This is a genomic window from Ruegeria jejuensis (assembly GCF_041537905.1).
Taxonomy (GTDB): Bacteria; Pseudomonadota; Alphaproteobacteria; order Rhodobacterales; family Rhodobacteraceae; genus Ruegeria_C.
Genome location: NZ_JBGRUO010000028.1, coordinates 1 through 19,974 on the forward strand (window position 1 = coordinate 1; position 19,974 = coordinate 19,974).

Genomic DNA, 19,974 nt, shown 5'->3' on the forward strand with positions numbered 1-19,974 from the left:
CTTCAGCTTCGCGTTCTCGGATTCCAGTGCCCGCAGCTTCTTGGCATCCGACGGCTCCATGCCGCCATACTTCGACTTGCATTTGTAGAACGTGCCCTGACTGATCCCATAGCGCCTGCACACGTCAGCCGTCTTCTCGCCAGCCTCCTGTTCCTTGATCATCTGAATGATCTGTTCGTCGGAGAACCTCGTCTTCATTTGTCCGTCCTTTAGTTGGGCGGACTCTACACAAAGCTGGAGGAGATTCAGGGGCTCAGGTCAACCCCCAAATGTATTGTGCCCTTCCCGGTTCCATCAGGCGGCCGTCGGTTCATCATCTGCCTCAATGGTGGTAGTGCCGTATCGCTTTCAATTCGCTCCGGCTATACCCTAGGTCGAGCAACTCTCTGTCCGACAATCTCCAAATCTCTCTTTGTTTCCTCTTGCGCTCTGCCCTCTTTTTGCGAGCAGCCTTTTGGTCCATCGAATTGGAGAACAGGTGCGGAGTAAGTCCGGTGTTGCTGGTCATTGTATGAACATGTTCCATCCGTTTTCTCCTGAGTGTCTGTTATTCTCTAGACTCCATATGCGCAGCACTTCTGAAGCTGACCGGAAGCAACTCTTAAGCTTTGTTCAGATGCTGGAATTTTGGCTTGCGTTCGGTGCTGCAAACCTAACCGTCTGTCGCACCGCCTCGGGCGACAATCTCAAGCACACCATCAGGCAATGCGCGTTGCAACGCCCCAGCTTCTTCCCAAGGCGCTGTCAGCCACGTTTCAAGCTCATCCGGCGTTTGAAGGATCACCGGCATGGCCTTCGGATGAATCGCGCCCACCACGTCATTCGGTTCAGTGGTCAGGAAGCCGTAGAGGTCTGCGTTGACTTCGCCTTCCTTGACCTTCCGCACACTGGTCTAGTTGGTCCAGACACCCGCGAAGAACGCTAATGGCCGATCCTCGTTGAGTGCAAACCAGACCGGCTCAGATTTTCCCTCTGCATTCCTTCCCGGTTCAGAGAATGAGGTAAACGGCACAAAGCAGCGATACTCTCTTCGCCGCGCAGGCCCTCCAACACAATGCGGATCTTCTCCTCCGCTGAATGGTGCTTCCGCGTCTTGCGGCGAATGTCTTTGACGACTCGTTCAGCCGTCGGTTTGTCGGTTCCAGCTTTCCGTCTCATCTTCTCTCCTTGACGGTTCAGATGAGCCAGAAACCTTCCGTCATGCAAATCCTCTAATCAGGCCCATAGGTGCTGATGTCAGACACTTTTTTGTACGTGAAGCCGAGCTTGCGTAGGAACCGGCCAATTGCATCAGGGTGCGTCTGAACGCCGGTCGCTTCCGCCAGCGCACCGGCCAGTTCGGGCATGGTCATGTCGCCGTCCTGCATTTGAGTTCGACGAGAAAAGACCGGTGGGGATCAAGCTTGCCCTTGCCTTGAGGCCGACCTTGCGGCGCAGCTCTGGCCTGTCCGGTTCGCCGGATTGCAAGTCCCCAGCGCGCCCCGGTGGCAGGCGAAAGCCTAAGCCGCAGCGCCGCAGCGCGACCACTTAACCCTTCCTCAATCAACTTTTGAAACCGCGCCCGAAGCGCATCCGGCAAAGGTGCTGACATGATCCATCCTCCCAAACAGGATGAATCACAAATCAGAACCAATGGGAATCCCAACGATCCAGGTTTTCGGCAGGACGCTTTAGCGTTTGCTGAAAGAAGGGTCGGCAGGCCCCATCAGGCAATTCAGCACCCAGGGATAGGCAGTGGTGACGTAGTAACCGTATTGCCCGTCCACACTCATGCCATTGCACCGGTCCAGGTCACCGTCGCCAGTGAACTCGTAATCCTCCAGATAAGTTCCGTCCGGCATCCCGCCCGGCCCGTTGGGCGGCGCGGGGCGTGGCTCGGTCTTGAGCGCATAACCGGTGCGTGCGGCGCGCACCGCCCCGGTCTCATCGCGAAAGAAGGTGCCGAAGATCGGAAACCCGTCAGCGGCGAACCCGATGACCGGAGAAGGCTCTGCATGGTCGTGATCCAGAAACAGGGCGTTGGGATTGGCGTGGTAGTGATACCGTCCGTCCGGCTGGGCATGGGCATTGTGCTGATCCACCCCGAAATACTCGTCATAGGCGGGCGGGTCGATCAGCCAGGGATCGGTATCGCGGCACCCGGCCAGCACATTGCCCTGCGCATCGGCGCGCCGACCGTCCGGACGCCAGCACCCGGCCGACAGCAAATCCACCGGCGTGCCGTTCAGCATCACCCCATCATAAAAACGCTGCGACAGCTTCGTGGGTGATCCCGAGGGTTTGGGGTTGCGCGGAATGCGAAACGTAGCGGGCAGTTCCTTGACGTTATTGGCGAAATTGGCGGTCGGGCCGTTGAAATCGTGGTTGGGGATGCCGTTCGACGTCAGGATGCAGGCGTCGCCCTCGACCGTGATGCCCACTTGTGAGGTGTATTTGGTCTGGCGCGAGATATCCTCGACCTCGGCCACGTAGCTACCGGCGTAGTCCGCGCAATCGCCGGACCTGTTGGTCAGGATGGCATTGGTGATGTCGGTGCCGTGCGCGATTGCTGTGGCCGGGACAGCGACGGCAACACACAGCACAGCGCCAAGTGGAATGCGGGGGTGAAACCTAATCACATGACATCCTTTCGGTTTGAAACAGAGTCACGCCAGAACAGCGGTTGACTGGAATTTAACATCTTGTTGGCCTGCAAAGTGGGCACTTCGCGCTCCTCCGCAGATTTCCATCGTGGCAAGAATGGAAGGCGCTGACAACGGGTCTTGTCCAAAACCCGAGGTGCCTCGCCATACATGGTCAAACGTCCCAATCTGCGCCCGCCGCGCGGCATCAGGGCTTTTCGCGCGGCGCAATAAGTGCGAAACTTGCTGGATGTTGGATACTCCGTCCCTCGCCTCCGGCTGGTGTCAGAGCCGCGCGCTTTGATGACCCCGCACAATCTCAAGGGGCTTCCGTGACCGACAGCGCCTCCTCCGATCCCGATCAGCCGCACACCGCCGAGCGTGCCGGATCAACCGGCTCTTATGGGGTCTGGACCTGCACCGCGCTTGTGGTTGGCAATATCGTGGGATCGGGCTTCTTTCTGGCCCCTGCGGCACTGGCCCCATATGGGGCGGTGGCGCTGATCGCCTGGGCCGTGGTCTCGATCGGGGCGCTGTGTCTGGGGCTGGTTTTTGCCCGGCTCAGCCGCATCGCACCCGAGACCGGTGGCCCCTTTGCCTATGTGCGGCTGGGCTTTGGGGATTTCGCCGGGTTTCTGGTGGCCTGGCTTTATTGGATCTCGATCTGGATCTCGCTGCCCGCCATCGCCCTTGGCGCGACCGATTACCTGCATTTCTTCGTCCCGGCCCTGCAGGGCAAACCCTATGCCAATTCCGCAGTAGCGCTGGCCATGATCCTTGCGGTCGGGCTGCTGAACCTGAAGGGCACGAAAGAGGTCGGGATGGTTCAGTTGATTGTTGTCAGCGTCAAACTGGTCCCGTTCCTGGCGGTGGCCTTCATCGGCCTGTTCTGGGTGGACTGGAGCCATTTCACTCCGGTCAATCCGACGCCGATGTCGTTCTTTCTGGCCTTTGCCGCAACCACGCCGTTCATCATGTACGCCTTCACCGGGCTCGAAACGGCGACCGTCCCGGCTGGAGAGGTTCGCGACCCGCGCCGCACCATCGCCATCGCAACCATCGCAGGGGTCCTGCTGGCCGCCGCGCTTTATACCTTCGGTACCATGTCTGTTATGGGGGTGATGTCGCGCACTGCGCTGGAGCAATCAAACGCCCCCTTTGCGGACGCCGCCGAGGTGATGTGGGGCAACTGGGCGGGCTATATGGTCGCCGCCGCCGCGATCCTGTCCTCGCTCGCCGCGCTCAATGGCTGGACGCTGGTGATGGCGCAGGTACCGCTGGCGGCCGCGCGCCACGGGCTGCTGCCGCGGGCCTTTGCCGAACTCAGCGCCAATGGCGTTCCGGCCAAGGGCATCGTGATCTCGATGTCGCTATCGATCCTGGTGCTGCTGCTGCAATCCACCGGGTCCAAGACCCTGTTGGCGGCCTATGAGTTCATCATCCAGCTGGCCATCGTGACCGAGATGGCACCATACGTGTTCTGCTGCGTGGTCGAAGGGATGATCCTGCTGTCATTGGGTCGACGCATCGGCTTCCTGCGACCGATGACCTATCTGCCGATCGCCATCATCGCCTTCGGCTTTTCGATGTTCACCATCTTTGGCGCAGGGTCCGAGCCGGTGATGTGGGCGTTTCTGCTGATGCTGGCCGGGTTGCCGGTCTATGTGGCGATCCGGCTGCAGCATGCTGACCCCGAGCTGTGATCCCGAGGCCGGTCCCGCTTTGGGCGCGCAGCCTTTCAGCGGCAGCTGAACGTATAGAGCGATCCGGTGCCGCCCCCGTCAGCCGAGATAAAGCGTGCATCCGGGCAAAGGTCCTTGGCTAATTCCACCATTGCGGCTGGCGGGCGGGCGCTCTGGCCCGTCGCCAGAGGACCGCTGATCACCACGGTGTTGCCATCATAAGACTGCACCCGCCCCGTTCTGGCATCCGACAGTCCCGCACACCCGGCCGTGGCCAAAAGTCCAGCGACGATAACAAAACGGTTCATCCCAAATCTCCAATCGGCCTGTTGTTGGAACCCTAGCATCGTCGCGGGATGCTGCAAGGGTTTGATCAGAAACGGGACTATTGCCGCGGCCCTGTTCCCTATCCGCCGCGCAATCGCTGCATGAGGTAGATTTCATTTTCCGCAGCCACTGGCGCGGTCAGGTCGCTGGCCATGATCCGCCCGTCCACCGACACCGACACACCTGCATCTATTGGTTCCTGCAATGCGGGATACAGACGCACCAATTCACGCAGCATGCCGCCGATGGTGGTGGCCTCGACCTCCACCACGGCCTGCCCGCCGGTCAGGGCGCGCAGCCCCGACCAGAGATGGACCTTAACCGTCACGGGCCTTGAGCGCCGCCAGAATACGCGGCGGTGACATCGGCAGATCGCGCATCCGCACGCCCGCTGCGTTGGAAACTGCGTTGGCTATGGCGGCCAGCGGTGGCACGATGCCGGTCTCACCCACACCACGCACGCCGAAGGGGTGGCCGGGGTTGGGGACCTCGACAATGACCGTGTCGATCATCGGCAGGTCGGAAGCAACAGGAATGCGGTAATCGAGGAAAATCGAGTTCTGCAACCGCCCGTCCTCGCCATAGATATATTCCTCGTTCAGCGCCCAGCCGATGCCTTGTGCGGCTCCGCCCTGATACTGGCCTTCCACATAGGCGGGGTGGATCGCCTTGCCCGCATCCTGAATGACCGTGTAACGCGTGATCGCGGTCTTGCCGGTCTCCGGGTCAACCTCGGCATCGACGATATGGGTGCCAAAGGACACACCCGCCCCTTCCGGCGTTGCCTCGAAATGGCCCGAAATCGGGCCACCGGTTGCGCCCATATTGGCGGTGATATCAGCCAGCGGCAGCGGGTCGAAATCGCCCGCATTGGGGCCCGAGGGCACTGCGCAACCGTCTTCCCATTTCACGGCATCGACCGGGATGCCCCATTTGGCCGCCGCCCGCTCGCAGAGCTTTTCGACCGCGTGCTTGGCCGCCTTGATCGTGGCCAACCCGCTGGCATAGGTCACCCGGCTGCCATGGCTCACATCATTGTAGCCCAGCGTCGCAGTGTCGGCGACGGTCACCCGGATGTTCTCGTATGGAATACCCAGCACCTCGACCGCCATAAGCGCCATCGAAGCACGTGAGCCGCCGATATCCGGTGTGCCGACCATGAGCTGCGCCGAGCCATCCTCCGACAGCGCCAGCGAAACGGAGGTCTCGCCGCCATGGTTGAACCAGAAGCCGCAAGAGATCCCGCGCCCCTGCCCCGGCTTCAGCGGCGCTGCATAGTGCGGATGCGCCTTGGCCTCTTCCAGCGTTTTGACCAGACCGATCTGATCATAGGTCGGACCATAGCTGGCCTTGGATCCATCATGAGCCGCGTTTTTCAGACGGACATCCAGCGGGTCAAGCCCAAGCTGATTGCACAGCTCATCCAGCACGGATTCCACGGCAAACGCCCCCATCGGCGCGCCCGGCGCACGGTAGGCGGCCTGTTTCGGGCGGTTGGCCATCACGTCATAGCCAACCTGTCGCACATTGCTCAAATCATAAGGCGCAAAGGCGCACATCGCGGTCATGTCACCCGGCGCACCCGGAAAGGCCCCGCCCTGCAGGCGAAAGATGCCCTCGGCAGCCGTTATGGTGCCGTCCTTCTTCATGCCGATCTTGATATCCATCGACGCCGAAGAGGTCGGCCCGGTGGCGCGGAACACTTCGGACCGGCTCATCACGATCTTGACCGGACGGTTGGCCTTGCGGCTGAGCGCCAGCGCCACAGGCTCGATAAACACGGTGGTCTTGCCACCAAAGCCGCCGCCGATCTCGGAGGCCGTCACCCGCAGTTGCGCGGTCTCGATCCCCAGAAGGGCAGCACAGGTCTTCTGGGCGATCCAGTGACCCTGCGTACAGCACCACAGCTCGCCCTTGCCATCGCCGCCCAGGGACGCCAGGCAGGCATGCGGCTCGATATAGCCCTGATGGGTGGCCTCGGTGGTAAAGCTGTCCTCGATCACCAGATCGGCCTCAGCAAACCCGGCCTCGACGTCGCCATGCCCGCTTTCGTGGTAGCGCACCACGTTGGGGTGCAGCCCCTCGGGCACCGAATAGTCGGCGGCCCCCTCGCGGATCACCGGCGCATCGGCGGCCATCGCCTTGTCCACGTCGGTAACATGAGGCAGCACCTCGTACTCGACCTCGATCAGCTTGAGCGCATCGCGCGCGGCCAGCGCCGAGGTCGCGGCCACTGCCGCCACAGCATGCCCGTCATAAAGCGCCTTTTCGCCCGCCATGACGTTTTCCAGCACGTTCCAGAACTCGCCCGCGAGCCCGGGCTTGAATTCCACCTTGTCGGAGAAATCGGCGCGGGTGACTACGGCCTTCACATCCCGATGCGCTTCGGCCTTCGAGGCGTCGATTTTCACGATCCGCGCATGGGCGTGGGGCGAGCGCAGGATTGCGCCATGCAGCATCCCGGCCGCATAGGCATCCGCGCCGAATTTCGCGCGGCCCGTGACCTTGTCGAGCCCGTCGGGGCGGTCGGGGCGTGTGCCGACAAATTTGAAGACGGATTTCTGATCGTCGAGTGCCATTATGAAGCCTCCCGCATGTCCGCCGCCGTGTCCATCACGGCGCGAATGATCTTGTCATATCCCGTGCAGCGGCAGAGATTGCCTGCCAGCCAGTACCGAGCCTCTTCCTCGGTCGGGTTGGGGTTCTTTTCCAGCAGCGCCTTGGCCGCGACCAGAACGCCCGGCGTGCAAATCCCGCATTGCAAGGCGGCATATTCGATGAATTTCTTCTGCAGCGGGTGCAGCTCTTCGCCCTCGGCCATGCCTTCGACCGTGGCGATGTCTTTGCCATCCGCCTCGACCCCCAGCATCAGGCAGGAACAGACCAGACGGCCATCGACGGTGACGGAACACGCCCCGCAATCGCCGGTGCCGCAACCTTCCTTGGCCCCGGTCAGGTTCAGCTTGTCGCGCAGGCAATCCAGCAGCGTCTCGCGCGGATCACACAGGAATTCGACGCTGTCCCCGTTCACGGTGGTGGATACGTGCAGTTTGCTCATGCTTGTTCTCCCTTCGCACGGGCATAGGCGATTTTTGCGGCGCGCCGGGCCAGAACCCCGGCCACGTCGGTGCGGAACGCGATGGTGCCGCGCTTGTCATCGATCGGGTTGCAGGCGGCGGAGGCCGCCGTAGCCAGTGCCTCAAGCGCAGCGTCATCCAGCGTGGTGCCGATGATCGCCTTCGCGCAGTCCTCGACCAGCAAGACGGTGGGCGCCACAGCGCCCAACGAGACGCGCGCCTCGGTCAGGGTATCGCCATCCAGCCGCAGGCTGACACCGCAGCCCACTACCGCGATATCCATCTCGGTGCGCGGGATGAAGCGCAGATAGGCGTCTCCAGCATTCTGACCGCGCGGCGGGATATTGACCGCCGAGATTACCTCGCCCCTGGCCAGCGAGGTCTTGCCGGGTCCGGTCGGAATGTCCTCGACCGGCACGACCCGCTCTCCGTTAGGGCCGGTGACAGTGACTGACACCCCCGCCGCGATCATCGCCGGAACAGAATCCGCCGCCGGAGACCCGTTGCACAGGTTGCCCACAAGCGTCGCGCGACCCTGCACCTGAGTCGATCCGATCAGGTCCATCGCCTCAACAATGCCGGGCCAGTCGCGGCCTAAATCGCCATGTTCGCTCATCTCGGCACCGGTCACGGCGACCCCGAGGGTCCAACCCCCATCAGGCGTGCGGGTGATGTCGCTGACGCCGTCGATCTTCTTAATGTCGATCAGCAGGTCAGGCGTCACCATGTCAGAGCGCAATTGCACCAGAACATCTGTCCCGCCCGCGAGGAAACGGGTGACGCCCGTTGTCGCGGCGGCCAGTGCCGAGGCTTCGGTGAAACTGGCAGGGCTGTGATAATCCATCGTCTACCTCGCATGTCCTGAAATGAGAGTCGCTAGGCTCTTGCCGGGACGTTAGTGCAGCAACCCGCCCTCGTCCATCATCGGAACACCGAAAAATCGCACCCTCGCGGTGGTTTTTGTCAGGCGCTATCAGGTCAAGCGCCAAAATCGACGGCGCGGCTTTGATTGTCCGAACCGGCCTTTCAACCTGTCGGGGCGGTCAACAACCCGATGATCTTGTTGAGGACCGCCTGATTGTCGGCCACGAACTGCTGTCCGGTCTTGCGGATAATAGCGATGTTTGCGGGTGAGGGGTCGAACTCGTTCACATCGGCGGGTTCCTCGGGCTTCAGCAGGAAGGCCTGCAGATCAATCGTCGACTCAAAGCCCGAATGGCGCTCCAGCGCATGCGCGCTGACGCTTGCCTCGCCCCGGAATACCATCCGCAGCATCGGCTTGAACCACTGGATCAACCCGCCCTGCTCGGCAATCTCGCCCGAGATCGAGTCGTTTCTGACAGTGCCGAGAGACACGACCACAAATTCCTCGGCCTCGGGCAAATGGGTGCGGGCATGCAGATAAGCGACTTCACCCGGCGCATTCAGGATCATCGCGGGATCGCTGATGAAATGTCCGTCGGCATGGGCGCCGGAAAAAACGATGGCGGGAAAATAGATCGGCGCGCTGGTAACACCGGTCACAAGCGCGCGAAGATACATGTTGCCCTCGACTTCATCCCAGTTGCGAAAGACCGTCAGCCCGTTACTCTGTTGCGAAAAGGCCGGAAACATGGCCGGGCGCAGCAGATCGTTGAACTGTCCGTCACCAAGCAACTCGTTTGCTACCTCAATCCGCCCCTTATTGCGGATCAGTGGGCCAAACAGCCCGCTTCCGGTCAGGATCTTGTGGTAAAGTGGGGTTTCCAGGACATCAGCCCCAAAGCGCGAATAGGCGTCGATTGCCTCAGCGGCGGTCATCGGTTCGCCGGTTTTTGGATCGGGATAGAACAACAGCGTGCTGATAACGGCGCCGGTCGAGGCACCCGCCACGAAATCGAACATTTCGTAGATGCGTTTGCCGGATCTTTCTTCGAGCGCCTTGAGAACCTCAAGCTCGGCGAGGCCGAACAGCGCGCCGCCCTCCAACGCCAGAATGCGCGCGCGTTTGGGATGATCGGTCTGCCAGACTGTTGGTTCACTGAACGCCTCGGTCTCGGGCCAGCCTGCGACCTCGATCTCGTATTCGACCAGATGGCGGTTATAGAGAAACGCGCTCAGCCCATAGAGCGCAATCACCGCAAACAAACACAGTGTTGCGATTCCGGAAATCTGAATCAGACGGCGCATGTACCCTCCAGCGTGAACAACCCCTAATTGCGCCAATTGGGCACCGCCTGCCAAGTCGCAATTGGCGAAACGTCACGTTTTTTTCAGCATGGGCCGTTGGCGCATACGAGCCGCGCGGCCGCTGTTGTCAGCCATCCAACAAGGCCTGCGCCAGAGGGGCCTCTGGGCGGCCCAGCCCTTCGATCACAGAGAAATGGTCCCGCTCCGGTTCATAGCTATTCGGGGCCTGCCAGGCCTCGGCGATCAATCGGGTCTGGCGGATTAGTTCTGGCCGCTCCAGCGCGCCCACCCAGAAATGCGCAGACACGCCCTCACGCGGTTTATGCAATGCCGGGCTCTCGGCCTCGGCCTCTGCCGCATCAAGGCCCAGCACCGCGTTCATCCGCGTGTGCAGCAAAGGGCGCAGATCGTGGATGCCGCTGACCGACAGCACCCGGTCCAGCCGTGTGGTGACCGCGCTATCGGCGCAGGCCAGGCGGGAGACCAGATGGCCGCCCGCCGAATGACCGATCAGCCGCACCGGCCCCGCAACCTGCGCTGCTGCGGCGTTGACGGCCGCAGTTACTTCCTGCGCGATGACGGTGAGACGCGCCTCGGGCGCCAGCGTGTAGCTGGGGATCGCCATCGCCCAGCCCTGCGACAGCGGACCAAGGGCCAGATGCGACCAGTAACTTTTGTCGAGCTTGTGCCAGTATCCCCCGTGGATGAAGACAACCAGCCCTTTGCAGACCCCATCTGGGCGAAACAGGTCCATGCGATTGCAGGGAGCGTCACTATAGGGGATATCGAGCTCTCCGGTCTGGTCGCGGAACACGACGGCCTCGGCGGCCCAGCGCGCCGGTAAAGTATCCGACCCCGGCACGTAGCTGGAATTGTCGAAGGCGTCGTCCCAGTCGATCATTCGCATCCCCCTGTTTGGCGGAACCCTAGAGCGATGACGACGCAGGTCCAAGCGTGAACGAACCACGCTCAGAGATCGATCTCGACCACGCCTCCCGGCTCTGCCGCGCGCGACTGGCACAGGATGATCGCCCCGTCGCGCTGCTTGGCTGACAGCACGAAATCGCGATGCTCAACCGCGCCCGAGACCAAACCGCATTTGCATACCCCGCAGATACCGTCGGAACATTTTACATCCACATGAATGCCGTTTTCGACCAGAACCTGCGCCGCATCCTTGTCCTTTGGCACGAAGATTTCACGCCCCGAGCGGGCCAGTTTCACGGTGAAATCATGGTTCTCATAGTCGGGCTGCTCGGGAACCGAGAAATACTCCAGATGCCGCGCCTCTTCGGGGAACCCCTGCGCCTCGGCGGCCTGCATCACCGCATCCATATAGCGGTCCGGGCCGCAGGTATAGACATGCCAACCGGGCTGGTACCCAGACAGGATCTCATCCAGATCCGCCCGCGTGTCTTCGTCCGAGATGTGCAGATGCACACGATCAGCCCAGGGGGCTGCGGCCAGGTCGTCCAGATACCCCGCCGATGCCCGCGTACTGGCCGAGTAATGCAGCTCGAACGCGGCGCCCAGAGCATGCAGACGGTGGGCAAAGGCGATCATCGGCGTGATGCCGATGCCGCCGCCCATCAAAAAGGTCCGCGTGGCGGTTTCGTCCAGCTCGAAATGATTGATCGGTTTCGAGATGAAGACCTTGCGACCTTCGTTGAATATCCGGTGCAGCAGCGCCGATCCGCCGCGTCCGTCATCCTCGCGCAACACACCGATCTGATACATCGTCCGATCCGAAGGATCACCCGACATCGAATATTGCCGCAGGTATTCCGGTGCGACCAGCACGTCCAGATGCGCCCCAGCGGTCCAGTCCGGCAGGGGCGTGCCATCCAGCGTGGTGAACTCGTACTTGGTGACGTCGTCGGTCATCACGTCCACCTTGGACAAGGCCACGCGCATGACCGGCGCATCACCGTCTATGCTGTAGCGATGGATGACGGAGGTGTCGCCATCCGCCAGCCGCGCCTTGTACTCATCGGCGCTCACCAGCGCCTCGTAAGCGGCGATTCCGGCCTCGCGATCCATCGGGAAGGGATGGGGCCAGGGATGCGGGGCCAACGGTGCGGGGTAGACCGCAAGCGTCTGGTCTTCGTATTTCAGGTCCAGATATTTCTGCAGCCCGCGCCGGTTCAGCGGATGTTCAGACGGGCGAAAGGCGCCATCCGCGCCCCGCTCGACATCCCACCACCACTTCTTGACTTCGTTCAGCCCGCCATTGCCCACCGCATCATCCAGCCTCGCCAGCGCCGACGCGGCAGCGGGGATATTCATCGCCGCCCAGCGGAAGGGCCGCTCCGAAAAAATGCCTTCGAGGTTCCACGGGCAGGTCTTCATGCAGCGCCCGCACATCGCGCCACCCGGCGTGGTGATCCGGTAGGTGGCGCATTTCTGGCTGTCCGATTTCCAGATCTCATAGCCATTGAACATCCGCTTCGGCCCCGCAGTGATCGCCCCCGAGGGGCATTCGCGGGCGCATTTGTTGCAGCTCTCGCAAAAGGCCTGCAGCCCGAAATCGATGGGCTTGTCATGGGTCGTCGGCATGTCGGTGGTCACCGCGCCTGATTTCAGCCGCGGACCCAGATAGGGGTTCAGGATGACCTCGCCGATCCGGCTGACCTCACCCAAGCCGCTGAGCAGCAAAAGCGGCGGCTGTAAAACCTCGCCATCCATCACTGTATGCGCGCGGGCCTTGTAGCCGAGATTGCGGATCTGCTGGGCGATCACGCCGCCAAGCAGCGAAAACCGTAAGTAAGCGCGCATGGACTGAGCGACGCTGATCCAGTCGTCGCCGCTGGCCCCTTCCATGGTCTCGTAGCCCTGATCGATGATCATGCTGATCGCCTGATCATGGGGCGGCACGATCTCCTCGCCGGTGGCGTCATGCGAGTACCACGTCCAGTCCGGGCAGCGCGACAGGCCCACCGCATCGACACCCAGAAAATAGGTGGCAGCCTTGAGATTGGCGGCGTTGCGCGCAGCATCCGTGGGTTTTGCCACCTCGGCGCTCTCGCCATCCTGTAACAGGACAAATGCGCCCAGCGCCCGCCGCTGCGCCGAGCTTGGCGCGGATTTCATCACGTATTTGCCACCCTTGGCGCCGTCCTGCAGCGCCTTGCCCATATCGCCGAAAAGCGCGCGCGCGAACATGTCGGTGCGCTTGGGCACCCGCGCCACATTGGCCTCGTCGAAATAGGTTGTGGGTGTTTCAACGCGTTTCAGGTTTTCGAACGGATGCGCCCCGTCCATATAACGCCGTTTGGCATAGGGATCGCGGTTCAGCGCGTTCTTGGCAAAGCCTGCGCCCAGCCACCAGGCCGGCCCGTTGACCTTGAGCCAGGGCTGCGCCGCCGCAGGCGCAAGCGGTTGGTCATGGGCCAGGTCCATATCGGTGGTCACCGCCGCCAGACCAAAGCGCGCCCCCAGCCACGGCGCGTTCAGTACTCCGCCCTCGACCGAGGCCAGCCCCGCAGCAACAGCCAGCCGGTTCAAATCCACATCGCTGGACGTCACACTATGCGCGCGCGCCGAGTACCCCAGCAGGCGGATGTATTGCGCGATCACCACTGCATTCTCGCTGGCCCGCAGGCAGGCCCGATGATCCTGCGCATCCATGATCCAGTCGCTGCCCGGCTCGTCCGGGTCCGGATCGCGGTGGTGTTCGTAGAGAAACACGATAGCGTGGCTATGCCCGTCGATCGAGCTGGGCTCCGCCGCCATCGCCTCTTTCAGGTCCGCCATGATCATGTCGATGCCAGAGGCCAGCGTCTTGGTCTGCCGGGTTTTCAGCGCATGGGCCAGCCGGTCGATCTCGGGGTTGCGGCGCGGCGCTGGCAACAGCGCCTCACGCTCAAGCGGGCCGATCCCCATCATCGAGGCATCGTTGAAATAGCCAAAGGCTTTCAGGTGGTTGGCGCGCTCAAGCGGGTCCTCGGGGATGTCCGAGCGCACCGGGTTTGCATGCCCCTCGCGGATGGCATCCATCATCGCCTGAAACTCGCCCATGGCATTGACGATGCTCTCGGGCCGCTCTGGCCGAGCGAAGCTGAGCGGGGCCATGGCGGGCACCTCGCCATAGGGCACCACTCCGGGCTGACGCGCCAACCGCTCCAGCGGGTATGGCCCCATATGAACCGGGCGTTTGCGATCCGAAAATACCCGGAACCCCATTTGATCCTCCTCTTGACCCGACAGGTTTACCCCGTGATCGACAACAAATCTATTCATGCCTATTAATAACCGGCATGAATGGTTTCGATTTCACTGACCTCGACGGCAAGGTCCTGCGCTGCTTTCTGACCATTCTGGAAGAAAGCTCTGTCTCGAAAGCCGCCGACCGGATGGGCGTCACGCAATCGGCTATGAGCCATACGCTGGGCAAGCTGCGCAGGGTGCTGGGCGACCCGCTTTTTGTCCGCTCCGGGCAGGGTCTGATCCCGACCGAGCGGGCGCTGACCCTGAAAGAGCCGGTGCAAGAGGTGCTTGACCGCATGAAGACGCTGACTGATGCGCGCCCCTTCGATCCGCAGCGCGAGGCGATGCAGTTCGCCATTGCGACCAATGACATGCCGCGCGATCTGATCTTTCCCGCGCTGCTGCGGGACAGCCTTGCGCAGGGGATCGGTCTGCGGCTGGATTTCGTGCCCTCGGGGGTTCCGGATGCAGATCTGCTGCGCAGCAATCGCTGCCAGCTGATGCTGACCCCGCTGCCACCGGATACGCGCGACCTTTATCAGAAACACCTGCTGACCAGCCCGATGCGGATTTACTACGACGCCACGATGCGCGACCCGCCCCGGACATGGGACGAATATTGCAACGCCGATCATGTCGCGGTCCGGTTTGCGGACGGGCGCAGCGCTCAGGTCGCGCTGCGCGGTGTCGATCAGGGCCAGATGCGCCCGCCGGTCGTCACCCTGCCCCATTTCAACGCGATCACGCCCTTTCTGCGCGGCAGCCGCTTGATCTCGACCGATACTGCGCTGATGCGGCTGGGACCGCTGGCCAGCCTCGATTGCGCGCCCCTGCCCTTCGACTGCCCGCCGGTCTCGATCTACATGGTCTGGCACGAGCGCTCACAGGCTGATCCGGCGCATCGCTGGTTGCGGGACCGGATCGAAGCGGTCGCGCGACCTTTGGCGGATCGTTCAAGTGTCGAGCCACGGATTTTCCGATAGATTTTCTATAGTCACAAGGCCGGCAAACTGATTGGCGAAAGCCGGCGGAGCCCGCCATCCTGTCTTCAGCACACAAACAGGAGACGATGAGATGGCAGATAAAGTGGCTCTGATCTCGGCAGGGGGCAGCGGCATGGGGGCCGATGCGGCAAGGCGCTTGGCGGCAGATGGATACAAGGTTGGCATTCTGTCCTCATCGGGCAAAGGCGAAGCTCTGGCGCAGGAGTTGGGGGGCGTCGGCGTGACCGGCTCGAACCAGTCCAATGAGGATCTGCAAAAGCTGGTGGATACGGCAATGGCCCATTGGGGCCGCATCGATGTGATGGTCAATTCCGCAGGCCATGGCCCCCGCAATGGGGTGTTGGAGCTCAGCGACGAGGACTGGCATTTGGGGATGGAGGTCTATTTCCTCAATGCCGTGCGCCCCTCGCGTCTGGTCACCCCGATCATGCAGGCCCAGGGCGGCGGATCGATCATCAACATCTCGACCTTCGCGGCGTTCGAGCCTGATCCGGTCTTTCCGACCTCGGGCGTGTTCCGGGCCGGGTTGGCGGCCTTCACCAAGCTTTATGCCGACCGCTACGCGACCGACAACATCCGCATGAACAACGTGCTGCCGGGCTTCATCGACAGCCTGCCGGAAAAGGAGGAATTCCGCTCGCGCATCCCGATGGGCCGCTATGGCAACAGCTATGAAGAGATCGCCTCGGTCGTGGCATTCCTCGCCTCCGAGGGCGGTGGCTATATCACCGGGCAGAACATCCGGGTGGATGGCGGCATCACCCGGTCCGTGTAGGCAGACGACAAATAAGAAAAAGGCGCTTCAAAGCGCCTTTTCCTAAGCATTCGAACGGCTTTGTTACGCCGCTCAGACGTCGATGGAGCGGGCAATCAATTCCTTCATCACCTCGTTGGTGCCGCCATAGATCATCTGTACTCGGCTGTCGGCATAGAGGCGCGCGATGGGATACTCCATCATGAAGCCATAGCCGCCAAAAAGCTGCAGACATTCATGCACCACTTCATTCTGGGTCTCGCTGCCCCAGTATTTCACCATCGAGGCGGTGGCCGCGTCCAACTCGCCCTTGTCCGCCTTGGCCACACAGTCATTGACGAAGCTGCGCAGCAGCTCGGCTTTGGTCTTGCACTCGGCCAGCTTGAAACGGGTGTTCTGGAAATCCATCACCCGCTGCCCGAACGCCTTACGCTCCTGTACGTATTTCACTGTCTCGGCGATGGCGAAATCGATGGCACCCAGCGCCATGATCCCGATGGTCAGACGCTCCCACGGCAATTGCTTCATCAACTGGTAGAATCCTTGCCCCTCTTCAGAGCCAAGAAGATTGGTCATCGGCACCTTGACGTCTTCAAAGAACAGCTCGGCGGTATCGTTGGCCTTCATGCCCAGCTTCTTGAGCGGCTGGCCCCGGCGGAACCCTTCGGCGCCCTCGGTCTCCATCGCGATCAGCGAAACACCCTTGGCGCCCTGGCTCTTGTCGGTCTTTGCGGTGACGATGATCAGATCCGCGGTCTGGCCGTTTGTGATAAATATCTTGGACCCGTTCAGACGGTAGGAATTGCCGTCTTTCTCGGCCGTGGTCCGCACCGCCTGCACGTCTGATCCCGTGCCCGGCTCAGTCATGGCCAGCGCGCCGACCATTTCGCCCGAGATCAGCTTGGGCAGCCAGCGCTGCTTCTGGTCCTCGCTGCCATAGGCGGTGATGTAGTGGATCACGATCGACTGGATTCCATACCCCCAGCCCGCATCGCCACGGGAGGCCTGTTCATACAGAACCACCGAGTCAAACCCCAGACCGCCGCCCGAGCCGCCATATTCCTCGGCGACCGCACCGCCCATGATCCCGGCCTCGCCAGCCTTGTTCCAGAACGCGCGATCAACCACACCATTGGCCGCCCAAGTGTCTGTATTGGGCACCAACTCGTCATCCAGAAACCGGCCCACCATGTCCGAGAACATCTGGTGCTCGTCCAGTTTCCAACTTGAAGTGCTTGTAAACAGGGTCATGCGGCAAACTCCTTATCGCGGCTTGAGACGAAGCCTAACGTGCGACAACAGAATTTCCAGACGGCTCAGACCGACGCTACGCAACGTTCTTTCAGACCTGTCGATGCCTCTGCCCCGGCATGGGCGGCGTTTCGGGACCACCTGCAAAACATTGGGCGATCGCCATCCACTCGGTCGCCACCGGGCCAGCGACAGCAAGACCGGTATCCGCGATGTTGCGGGTCTGTGCGACAACCTGTGCAAACTCGACCGCAGCGCCACTGATCGTGTTTGCCGCATCCTCACCGAAACGCCACAGCGCCCCTGAAGGCGCCGTCAGATGCAGCTGCGGGAGGGTTGGTGGCACCTTCCGTCCGTGTACCTGAAAGGACCAGCCAAAGGTGTTTACCCCCAGCATGACGATATTGCGAATGCGATCCTGTTCCTGTCGCTGCTGGCCAAGGATATCGAACACTTCCTGCCCGTGCGCCCAGGTCTCCATCTGTCGTGCTGTCATCGCCGAGCGTACGGACATGTCGGGCCCCACCCATTGCACTCGCGCCTTGGGGTCGAGCCCGGCCCAGCCCGCGCCGATCTCAAGATAGCGCGCGCGCCAGACGTCGCGCAGGGCCGGGCCGCGTTCGGTGACGCGCGCGTTTTCCGTTGCGCGAAAGCCGCTGGCGCTGATCGCAGCCGTAATGTCCCCGGCTTCGCGGGCGAACCCGCCCGGGTCTCGCAGGGCAAGGTCGACCATGCCGTTCCAGAAATGCAGATGCACCAGCACGTCATTGATCGTCCAGCCCTTGAATTGGGTGACGGTGTCCCAGCCCTCACCAACCAGACCGTCCAGAATGGCATCAAGCGCCTCACTTTCGGCGACAAAATCTATGGTCTGCTGCATTGCCCTGCCCCTTTTCCTTACCCGACCTGCTCGCCATCGGCCTCGATCTCGACGATCTCCATGCCTGCATCCAGTTGCTGCCCAACCGAAACAAGGACCCGCGCGATCTGTCCCGACATCGGGGCGGCGATCCGGTGCTGCATCTTCATCGCCTCCATCACGGCCAGCGTATCGCCCGCCGCAACCTGATCACCCTGAGCACAATCGATGCTCAGCACCACGCCCGGCATCGGCGCAACAACCTGGCCACCGGTCTCATCCATCGCCTGGGCCGAGGGGGTGACCTCGTCAAACACGAATTGCCCCGATTGCGTGGCAAGATAGACCCGGCTCTCACTCAGATGGGCCAGAACGCTGCGCCGTTCACCATCCAGATCGACCGAAACCTGCGCACCGCGCCGCGACAGGTGGAGGTGCGTTGTTACGTCTTCTTGTGTGACCTGCCATCCGGGGCCGTGAGCGGTGATCTTCATCTCCAGCACCTGCCCTGCGCAGCGCAGCCGCAGTGGTCTCGGTGCAAGCGGGGCCCCAGACCAGCCAATCAGGTCGGCATCTATGCCCCCTGCGCGCGCCGCCATCCGGTCGCGACGGTGCTGCACCAAAAGAGCGGCGGCGATCGCGGCATCCTGCGCCGTGGGCGACGGGGCGGAGAAGCCATCGGGGTAGGCTTGCGCCAACAGGTCGGTCGTCGCCTGCCCGGCCATGAACGCGGGCTGCGCCAGAACATCGGTCAGAAAGGCCGCATTGGTGTCGCATCCCAGCAGTACGCTCTCTGCCACAGCCCGCCGTAACCGGCGCAGCGCCGTGTCGCGGTCGGGGCCATGGGCAATGATCTTGGCCAGCATCGGATCATAAAAGGCGCTGACCTGCTGGCCTTGGGTGATCCCGGCGTCGATACGCAGACCCTCTGCCTCGGCCGGGTGCCAGAGATGGACCGGACCAGTTGCAGGCAGGAAGCCGTTGGCGGGGTCTTCCGCATAGAGCCGCGCTTCGATGGCATGGCCTGTGATCTGCACATCCCCTTGCGTCAATGGCAGTGCTGCACCCTGGGCAACCGCGATCTGCAATTCCACAAGGTCCAGACCGGTCACGCATTCGGTCACCGGATGTTCGACCTGCAGGCGGGTGTTCATTTCCAGAAAGTAGAACGCGCCGTCCTCGCCCAGCAGGAACTCCACCGTCCCGGCCCCGGTATAGTCGACCGATTTTGCTGCCGCGACCGCAGCCGCGCCCATGCGCGTGCGCTGGTCTTCACTCAGAATGGGGCATGGTGCCTCTTCGATGATCTTCTGGTGGCGGCGCTGCACCGAGCAATCGCGCTCGCCCAGATGCAGGACATTCCCTCGCGTGTCCGCAATGATCTGGAACTCTACATGTCTTGCATTTGTCAGCGCCCGCTCAAGGATCAGCGCCCCGGACCCAAACGCGCTTTCGGCCTCTGATCGCGCCAATGCCAGCGCCGGAACCAGAGCCTCGGGCGTTTCGGCAAGCCGCATGCCGCGCCCGCCACCGCCCGCCGCTGCCTTGACCATGACCGGATAGCCGATCTGGTCGGCGACCTGCACCAGCGCGTCATCGCTCTGATCCGCGCCCTCATATCCGGGCAGGCAAGGCACGCCGCTTGCGATCATCGCGGCGCGGGCGGCGGCCTTGTCACCCATGACGCGCATTGCCTCGGGCGAGGGGCCGATCAGGATCAGACCAGCTCGCGCCACCACCTCGGCAAAATCCGCATTTTCCGACAGGAAGCCATAGCCGGGATGGATCGCCTGCGCGCCGCTATCCTGCGCCGCCGCCAGCAGACGTTCAGCGTTGAGATAGCTGTTGCCAGCAGGCCCCGCGCCGATCCGGATGGCCCGATCCGCCGCCGCCACATGCGGCGCGGCGTGGTCGGCATCGGTATAGACGGCAATGGTGGTCAGCCCCATCCGGCGTGCCGTTCGGATGATGCGCAGGGCGATCTCGCCCCGGTTGGCGATCAGGATCGTATCGAAGGGCGCCAT

Annotated in this window: 19 protein-coding genes and 1 pseudogene; 3 read left to right on the forward strand and 17 right to left on the reverse strand. The window is 62.3% G+C overall.

The genetic code is table 11. The features are described 5' to 3' along the window. From AB1E34_RS22905 to AB1E34_RS22930, 6 genes and pseudogenes are all read right to left on the reverse strand, one after another. Nucleotides 1–198, reverse strand: a 198-nt coding sequence (locus AB1E34_RS22905; protein ID WP_372574630.1) for a transposase, incomplete at its 3' end; no start/stop codon positions are given. Nucleotides 199–322: 124 nt separating this feature from the next. Further along, the gene (locus AB1E34_RS22910) at nt 323–526 is read right to left on the reverse strand and encodes a YjiS-like domain-containing protein (RefSeq protein WP_372574631.1); all 204 of its coding nucleotides are present in this window, start codon (nt 524–526) and stop codon (nt 323–325) included. Between the two features lie 126 nt (nt 527–652). Further along, a complete protein-coding gene (locus AB1E34_RS22915) occupies nt 653–886 on the reverse strand; it encodes an SOS response-associated peptidase family protein (RefSeq protein WP_372574632.1) in 234 nt (77 codons plus the stop codon). Nucleotides 887–1,005: 119 nt separating this feature from the next. Further along, nucleotides 1,006–1,158 (reverse strand): annotated as a pseudogene (locus tag AB1E34_RS22920) (IS3 family transposase); the annotation flags it as partial. A 53-nt stretch (nt 1,159–1,211) separates the two neighbouring features. Next, nucleotides 1,212–1,352 carry a winged helix-turn-helix domain-containing protein gene (locus AB1E34_RS22925; protein WP_372574633.1) on the reverse strand — a complete coding sequence of 47 codons (141 nt, stop codon included), beginning with the start codon at nt 1,350–1,352 and terminating at the stop codon, nt 1,212–1,214. A gap of 318 nt (nt 1,353–1,670) precedes the next feature. Then, a complete protein-coding gene (locus AB1E34_RS22930) occupies nt 1,671–2,618 on the reverse strand; it encodes a YHYH protein (RefSeq protein ID WP_372574634.1) in 948 nt (315 codons plus the stop codon). Between the two features lie 335 nt (nt 2,619–2,953). On the opposite strand from AB1E34_RS22930, the gene AB1E34_RS22935 reads away from it, so the two are divergent. Next, the gene (locus AB1E34_RS22935) at nt 2,954–4,324 is read left to right on the forward strand and encodes an amino acid permease (protein ID WP_372574635.1); all 1,371 of its coding nucleotides are present in this window, start codon (nt 2,954–2,956) and stop codon (nt 4,322–4,324) included. A gap of 35 nt (nt 4,325–4,359) precedes the next feature. On the opposite strand, the gene AB1E34_RS22940 is transcribed toward AB1E34_RS22935, so the two are convergent. From AB1E34_RS22940 to AB1E34_RS22975, 8 genes are all read right to left on the reverse strand, one after another. Beyond that, the gene (locus AB1E34_RS22940; RefSeq protein WP_372574636.1) at nt 4,360–4,611 is read right to left on the reverse strand and encodes a hypothetical protein; all 252 of its coding nucleotides are present in this window, start codon (nt 4,609–4,611) and stop codon (nt 4,360–4,362) included. Between the two features lie 98 nt (nt 4,612–4,709). Continuing rightward, entirely contained in the window at nt 4,710–4,958 is a 249-nt protein-coding gene (locus tag AB1E34_RS22945; RefSeq protein ID WP_372574637.1) for a MoaD/ThiS family protein, read from the reverse strand. Next, on the reverse strand, nt 4,948–7,209 hold the full coding sequence (locus tag AB1E34_RS22950; protein ID WP_372574638.1) for a xanthine dehydrogenase family protein molybdopterin-binding subunit: 2,262 nt from the start codon (nt 7,207–7,209) through the stop codon (nt 4,948–4,950). Before AB1E34_RS22950 ends, AB1E34_RS22945 begins: the two co-directional genes overlap by 11 nt. After that, nucleotides 7,209–7,688 (reverse strand): (2Fe-2S)-binding protein, encoded by a 480-nt coding sequence (locus AB1E34_RS22955; protein ID WP_372574639.1) that lies wholly within the window; start codon nt 7,686–7,688, stop codon nt 7,209–7,211. Before AB1E34_RS22955 ends, AB1E34_RS22950 begins: the two co-directional genes overlap by 1 nt. Next, the gene (locus AB1E34_RS22960) at nt 7,685–8,551 is read right to left on the reverse strand and encodes an FAD binding domain-containing protein (protein WP_372574640.1); all 867 of its coding nucleotides are present in this window, start codon (nt 8,549–8,551) and stop codon (nt 7,685–7,687) included. The genes AB1E34_RS22955 and AB1E34_RS22960 overlap by 4 nt, the downstream gene beginning before the upstream one ends. Nucleotides 8,552–8,733: 182 nt before the next feature. Continuing rightward, a complete protein-coding gene (locus AB1E34_RS22965; protein ID WP_372574641.1) occupies nt 8,734–9,876 on the reverse strand; it encodes a patatin-like phospholipase family protein in 1,143 nt (380 codons plus the stop codon). 127 nt (nt 9,877–10,003) lie between these two features. Beyond that, complete coding sequence (locus AB1E34_RS22970) at nt 10,004–10,777, reverse strand: hormone-sensitive lipase (protein ID WP_372574642.1); 774 nt, start codon at nt 10,775–10,777, stop codon at nt 10,004–10,006. A gap of 68 nt (nt 10,778–10,845) precedes the next feature. Next, nucleotides 10,846–14,058 (reverse strand): reductive dehalogenase, encoded by a 3,213-nt coding sequence (locus tag AB1E34_RS22975; protein WP_372574675.1) that lies wholly within the window; start codon nt 14,056–14,058, stop codon nt 10,846–10,848. Between the two features lie 74 nt (nt 14,059–14,132). On the opposite strand from AB1E34_RS22975, the gene AB1E34_RS22980 reads away from it, so the two are divergent. After that, the gene (locus tag AB1E34_RS22980; RefSeq protein WP_372574643.1) at nt 14,133–15,065 is read left to right on the forward strand and encodes a LysR family transcriptional regulator; all 933 of its coding nucleotides are present in this window, start codon (nt 14,133–14,135) and stop codon (nt 15,063–15,065) included. Between the two features lie 91 nt (nt 15,066–15,156). After that, nucleotides 15,157–15,861 carry an SDR family oxidoreductase gene (locus AB1E34_RS22985; RefSeq protein ID WP_372574644.1) on the forward strand — a complete coding sequence of 235 codons (705 nt, stop codon included), beginning with the start codon at nt 15,157–15,159 and terminating at the stop codon, nt 15,859–15,861. A gap of 72 nt (nt 15,862–15,933) precedes the next feature. Here the strand turns inward: AB1E34_RS22985 and AB1E34_RS22990 are convergent, their stop codons facing one another. The 3 genes from AB1E34_RS22990 to AB1E34_RS23000 form a co-directional block, all read right to left on the reverse strand. Further along, nucleotides 15,934–17,091 carry an acyl-CoA dehydrogenase family protein gene (locus tag AB1E34_RS22990; RefSeq protein WP_372574645.1) on the reverse strand — a complete coding sequence of 386 codons (1,158 nt, stop codon included), beginning with the start codon at nt 17,089–17,091 and terminating at the stop codon, nt 15,934–15,936. Between the two features lie 91 nt (nt 17,092–17,182). Next, nucleotides 17,183–17,971, reverse strand: a complete 789-nt coding sequence (locus AB1E34_RS22995) for a TIGR03084 family metal-binding protein (protein WP_372574646.1) — start codon at nt 17,969–17,971, stop codon at nt 17,183–17,185. A gap of 17 nt (nt 17,972–17,988) precedes the next feature. After that, nucleotides 17,989–19,974 carry an ATP-binding protein gene (locus AB1E34_RS23000; RefSeq protein ID WP_372574647.1) on the reverse strand — a complete coding sequence of 662 codons (1,986 nt, stop codon included), beginning with the start codon at nt 19,972–19,974 and terminating at the stop codon, nt 17,989–17,991.

Excerpts from the sequence above, each read along its gene's own strand:
- AB1E34_RS22950 (WP_372574638.1), bottom strand. The coding sequence starts at position 7,209 with ATGGCACTCGACGATCAGAAATCCGTCTTCAAATTTGTCGGCACACGC.
- AB1E34_RS22965 (WP_372574641.1), bottom strand. The coding sequence starts at position 9,876 with ATGCGCCGTCTGATTCAGATTTCCGGAATCGCAACACTGTGTTTGTTT.
- AB1E34_RS22925 (WP_372574633.1), bottom strand. The coding sequence starts at position 1,352 with ATGACCATGCCCGAACTGGCCGGTGCGCTGGCGGAAGCGACCGGCGTT.
- AB1E34_RS22910 (WP_372574631.1), bottom strand. The coding sequence starts at position 526 with ATGGAACATGTTCATACAATGACCAGCAACACCGGACTTACTCCGCAC.
- AB1E34_RS22995 (WP_372574646.1), bottom strand. The coding sequence starts at position 17,971 with ATGCAGCAGACCATAGATTTTGTCGCCGAAAGTGAGGCGCTTGATGCC.
- AB1E34_RS22980 (WP_372574643.1), top strand. The coding sequence starts at position 14,133 with ATGAATGGTTTCGATTTCACTGACCTCGACGGCAAGGTCCTGCGCTGC.
- AB1E34_RS22970 (WP_372574642.1), bottom strand. The coding sequence starts at position 10,777 with ATGATCGACTGGGACGACGCCTTCGACAATTCCAGCTACGTGCCGGGG.
- AB1E34_RS22990 (WP_372574645.1), bottom strand. The coding sequence starts at position 17,091 with ATGACCCTGTTTACAAGCACTTCAAGTTGGAAACTGGACGAGCACCAG.
- AB1E34_RS22975 (WP_372574675.1), bottom strand. The coding sequence starts at position 14,058 with ATGGGGTTCCGGGTATTTTCGGATCGCAAACGCCCGGTTCATATGGGG.
- AB1E34_RS22960 (WP_372574640.1), bottom strand. The coding sequence starts at position 8,551 with ATGGATTATCACAGCCCTGCCAGTTTCACCGAAGCCTCGGCACTGGCC.
- AB1E34_RS22955 (WP_372574639.1), bottom strand. The coding sequence starts at position 7,688 with ATGAGCAAACTGCACGTATCCACCACCGTGAACGGGGACAGCGTCGAA.
- AB1E34_RS22940 (WP_372574636.1), bottom strand. The coding sequence starts at position 4,611 with ATGAACCGTTTTGTTATCGTCGCTGGACTTTTGGCCACGGCCGGGTGT.
- AB1E34_RS23000 (WP_372574647.1), bottom strand. The coding sequence starts at position 19,974 with ATGGCGCCCTTCGATACGATCCTGATCGCCAACCGGGGCGAGATCGCC.
- AB1E34_RS22985 (WP_372574644.1), top strand. The coding sequence starts at position 15,157 with ATGGCAGATAAAGTGGCTCTGATCTCGGCAGGGGGCAGCGGCATGGGG.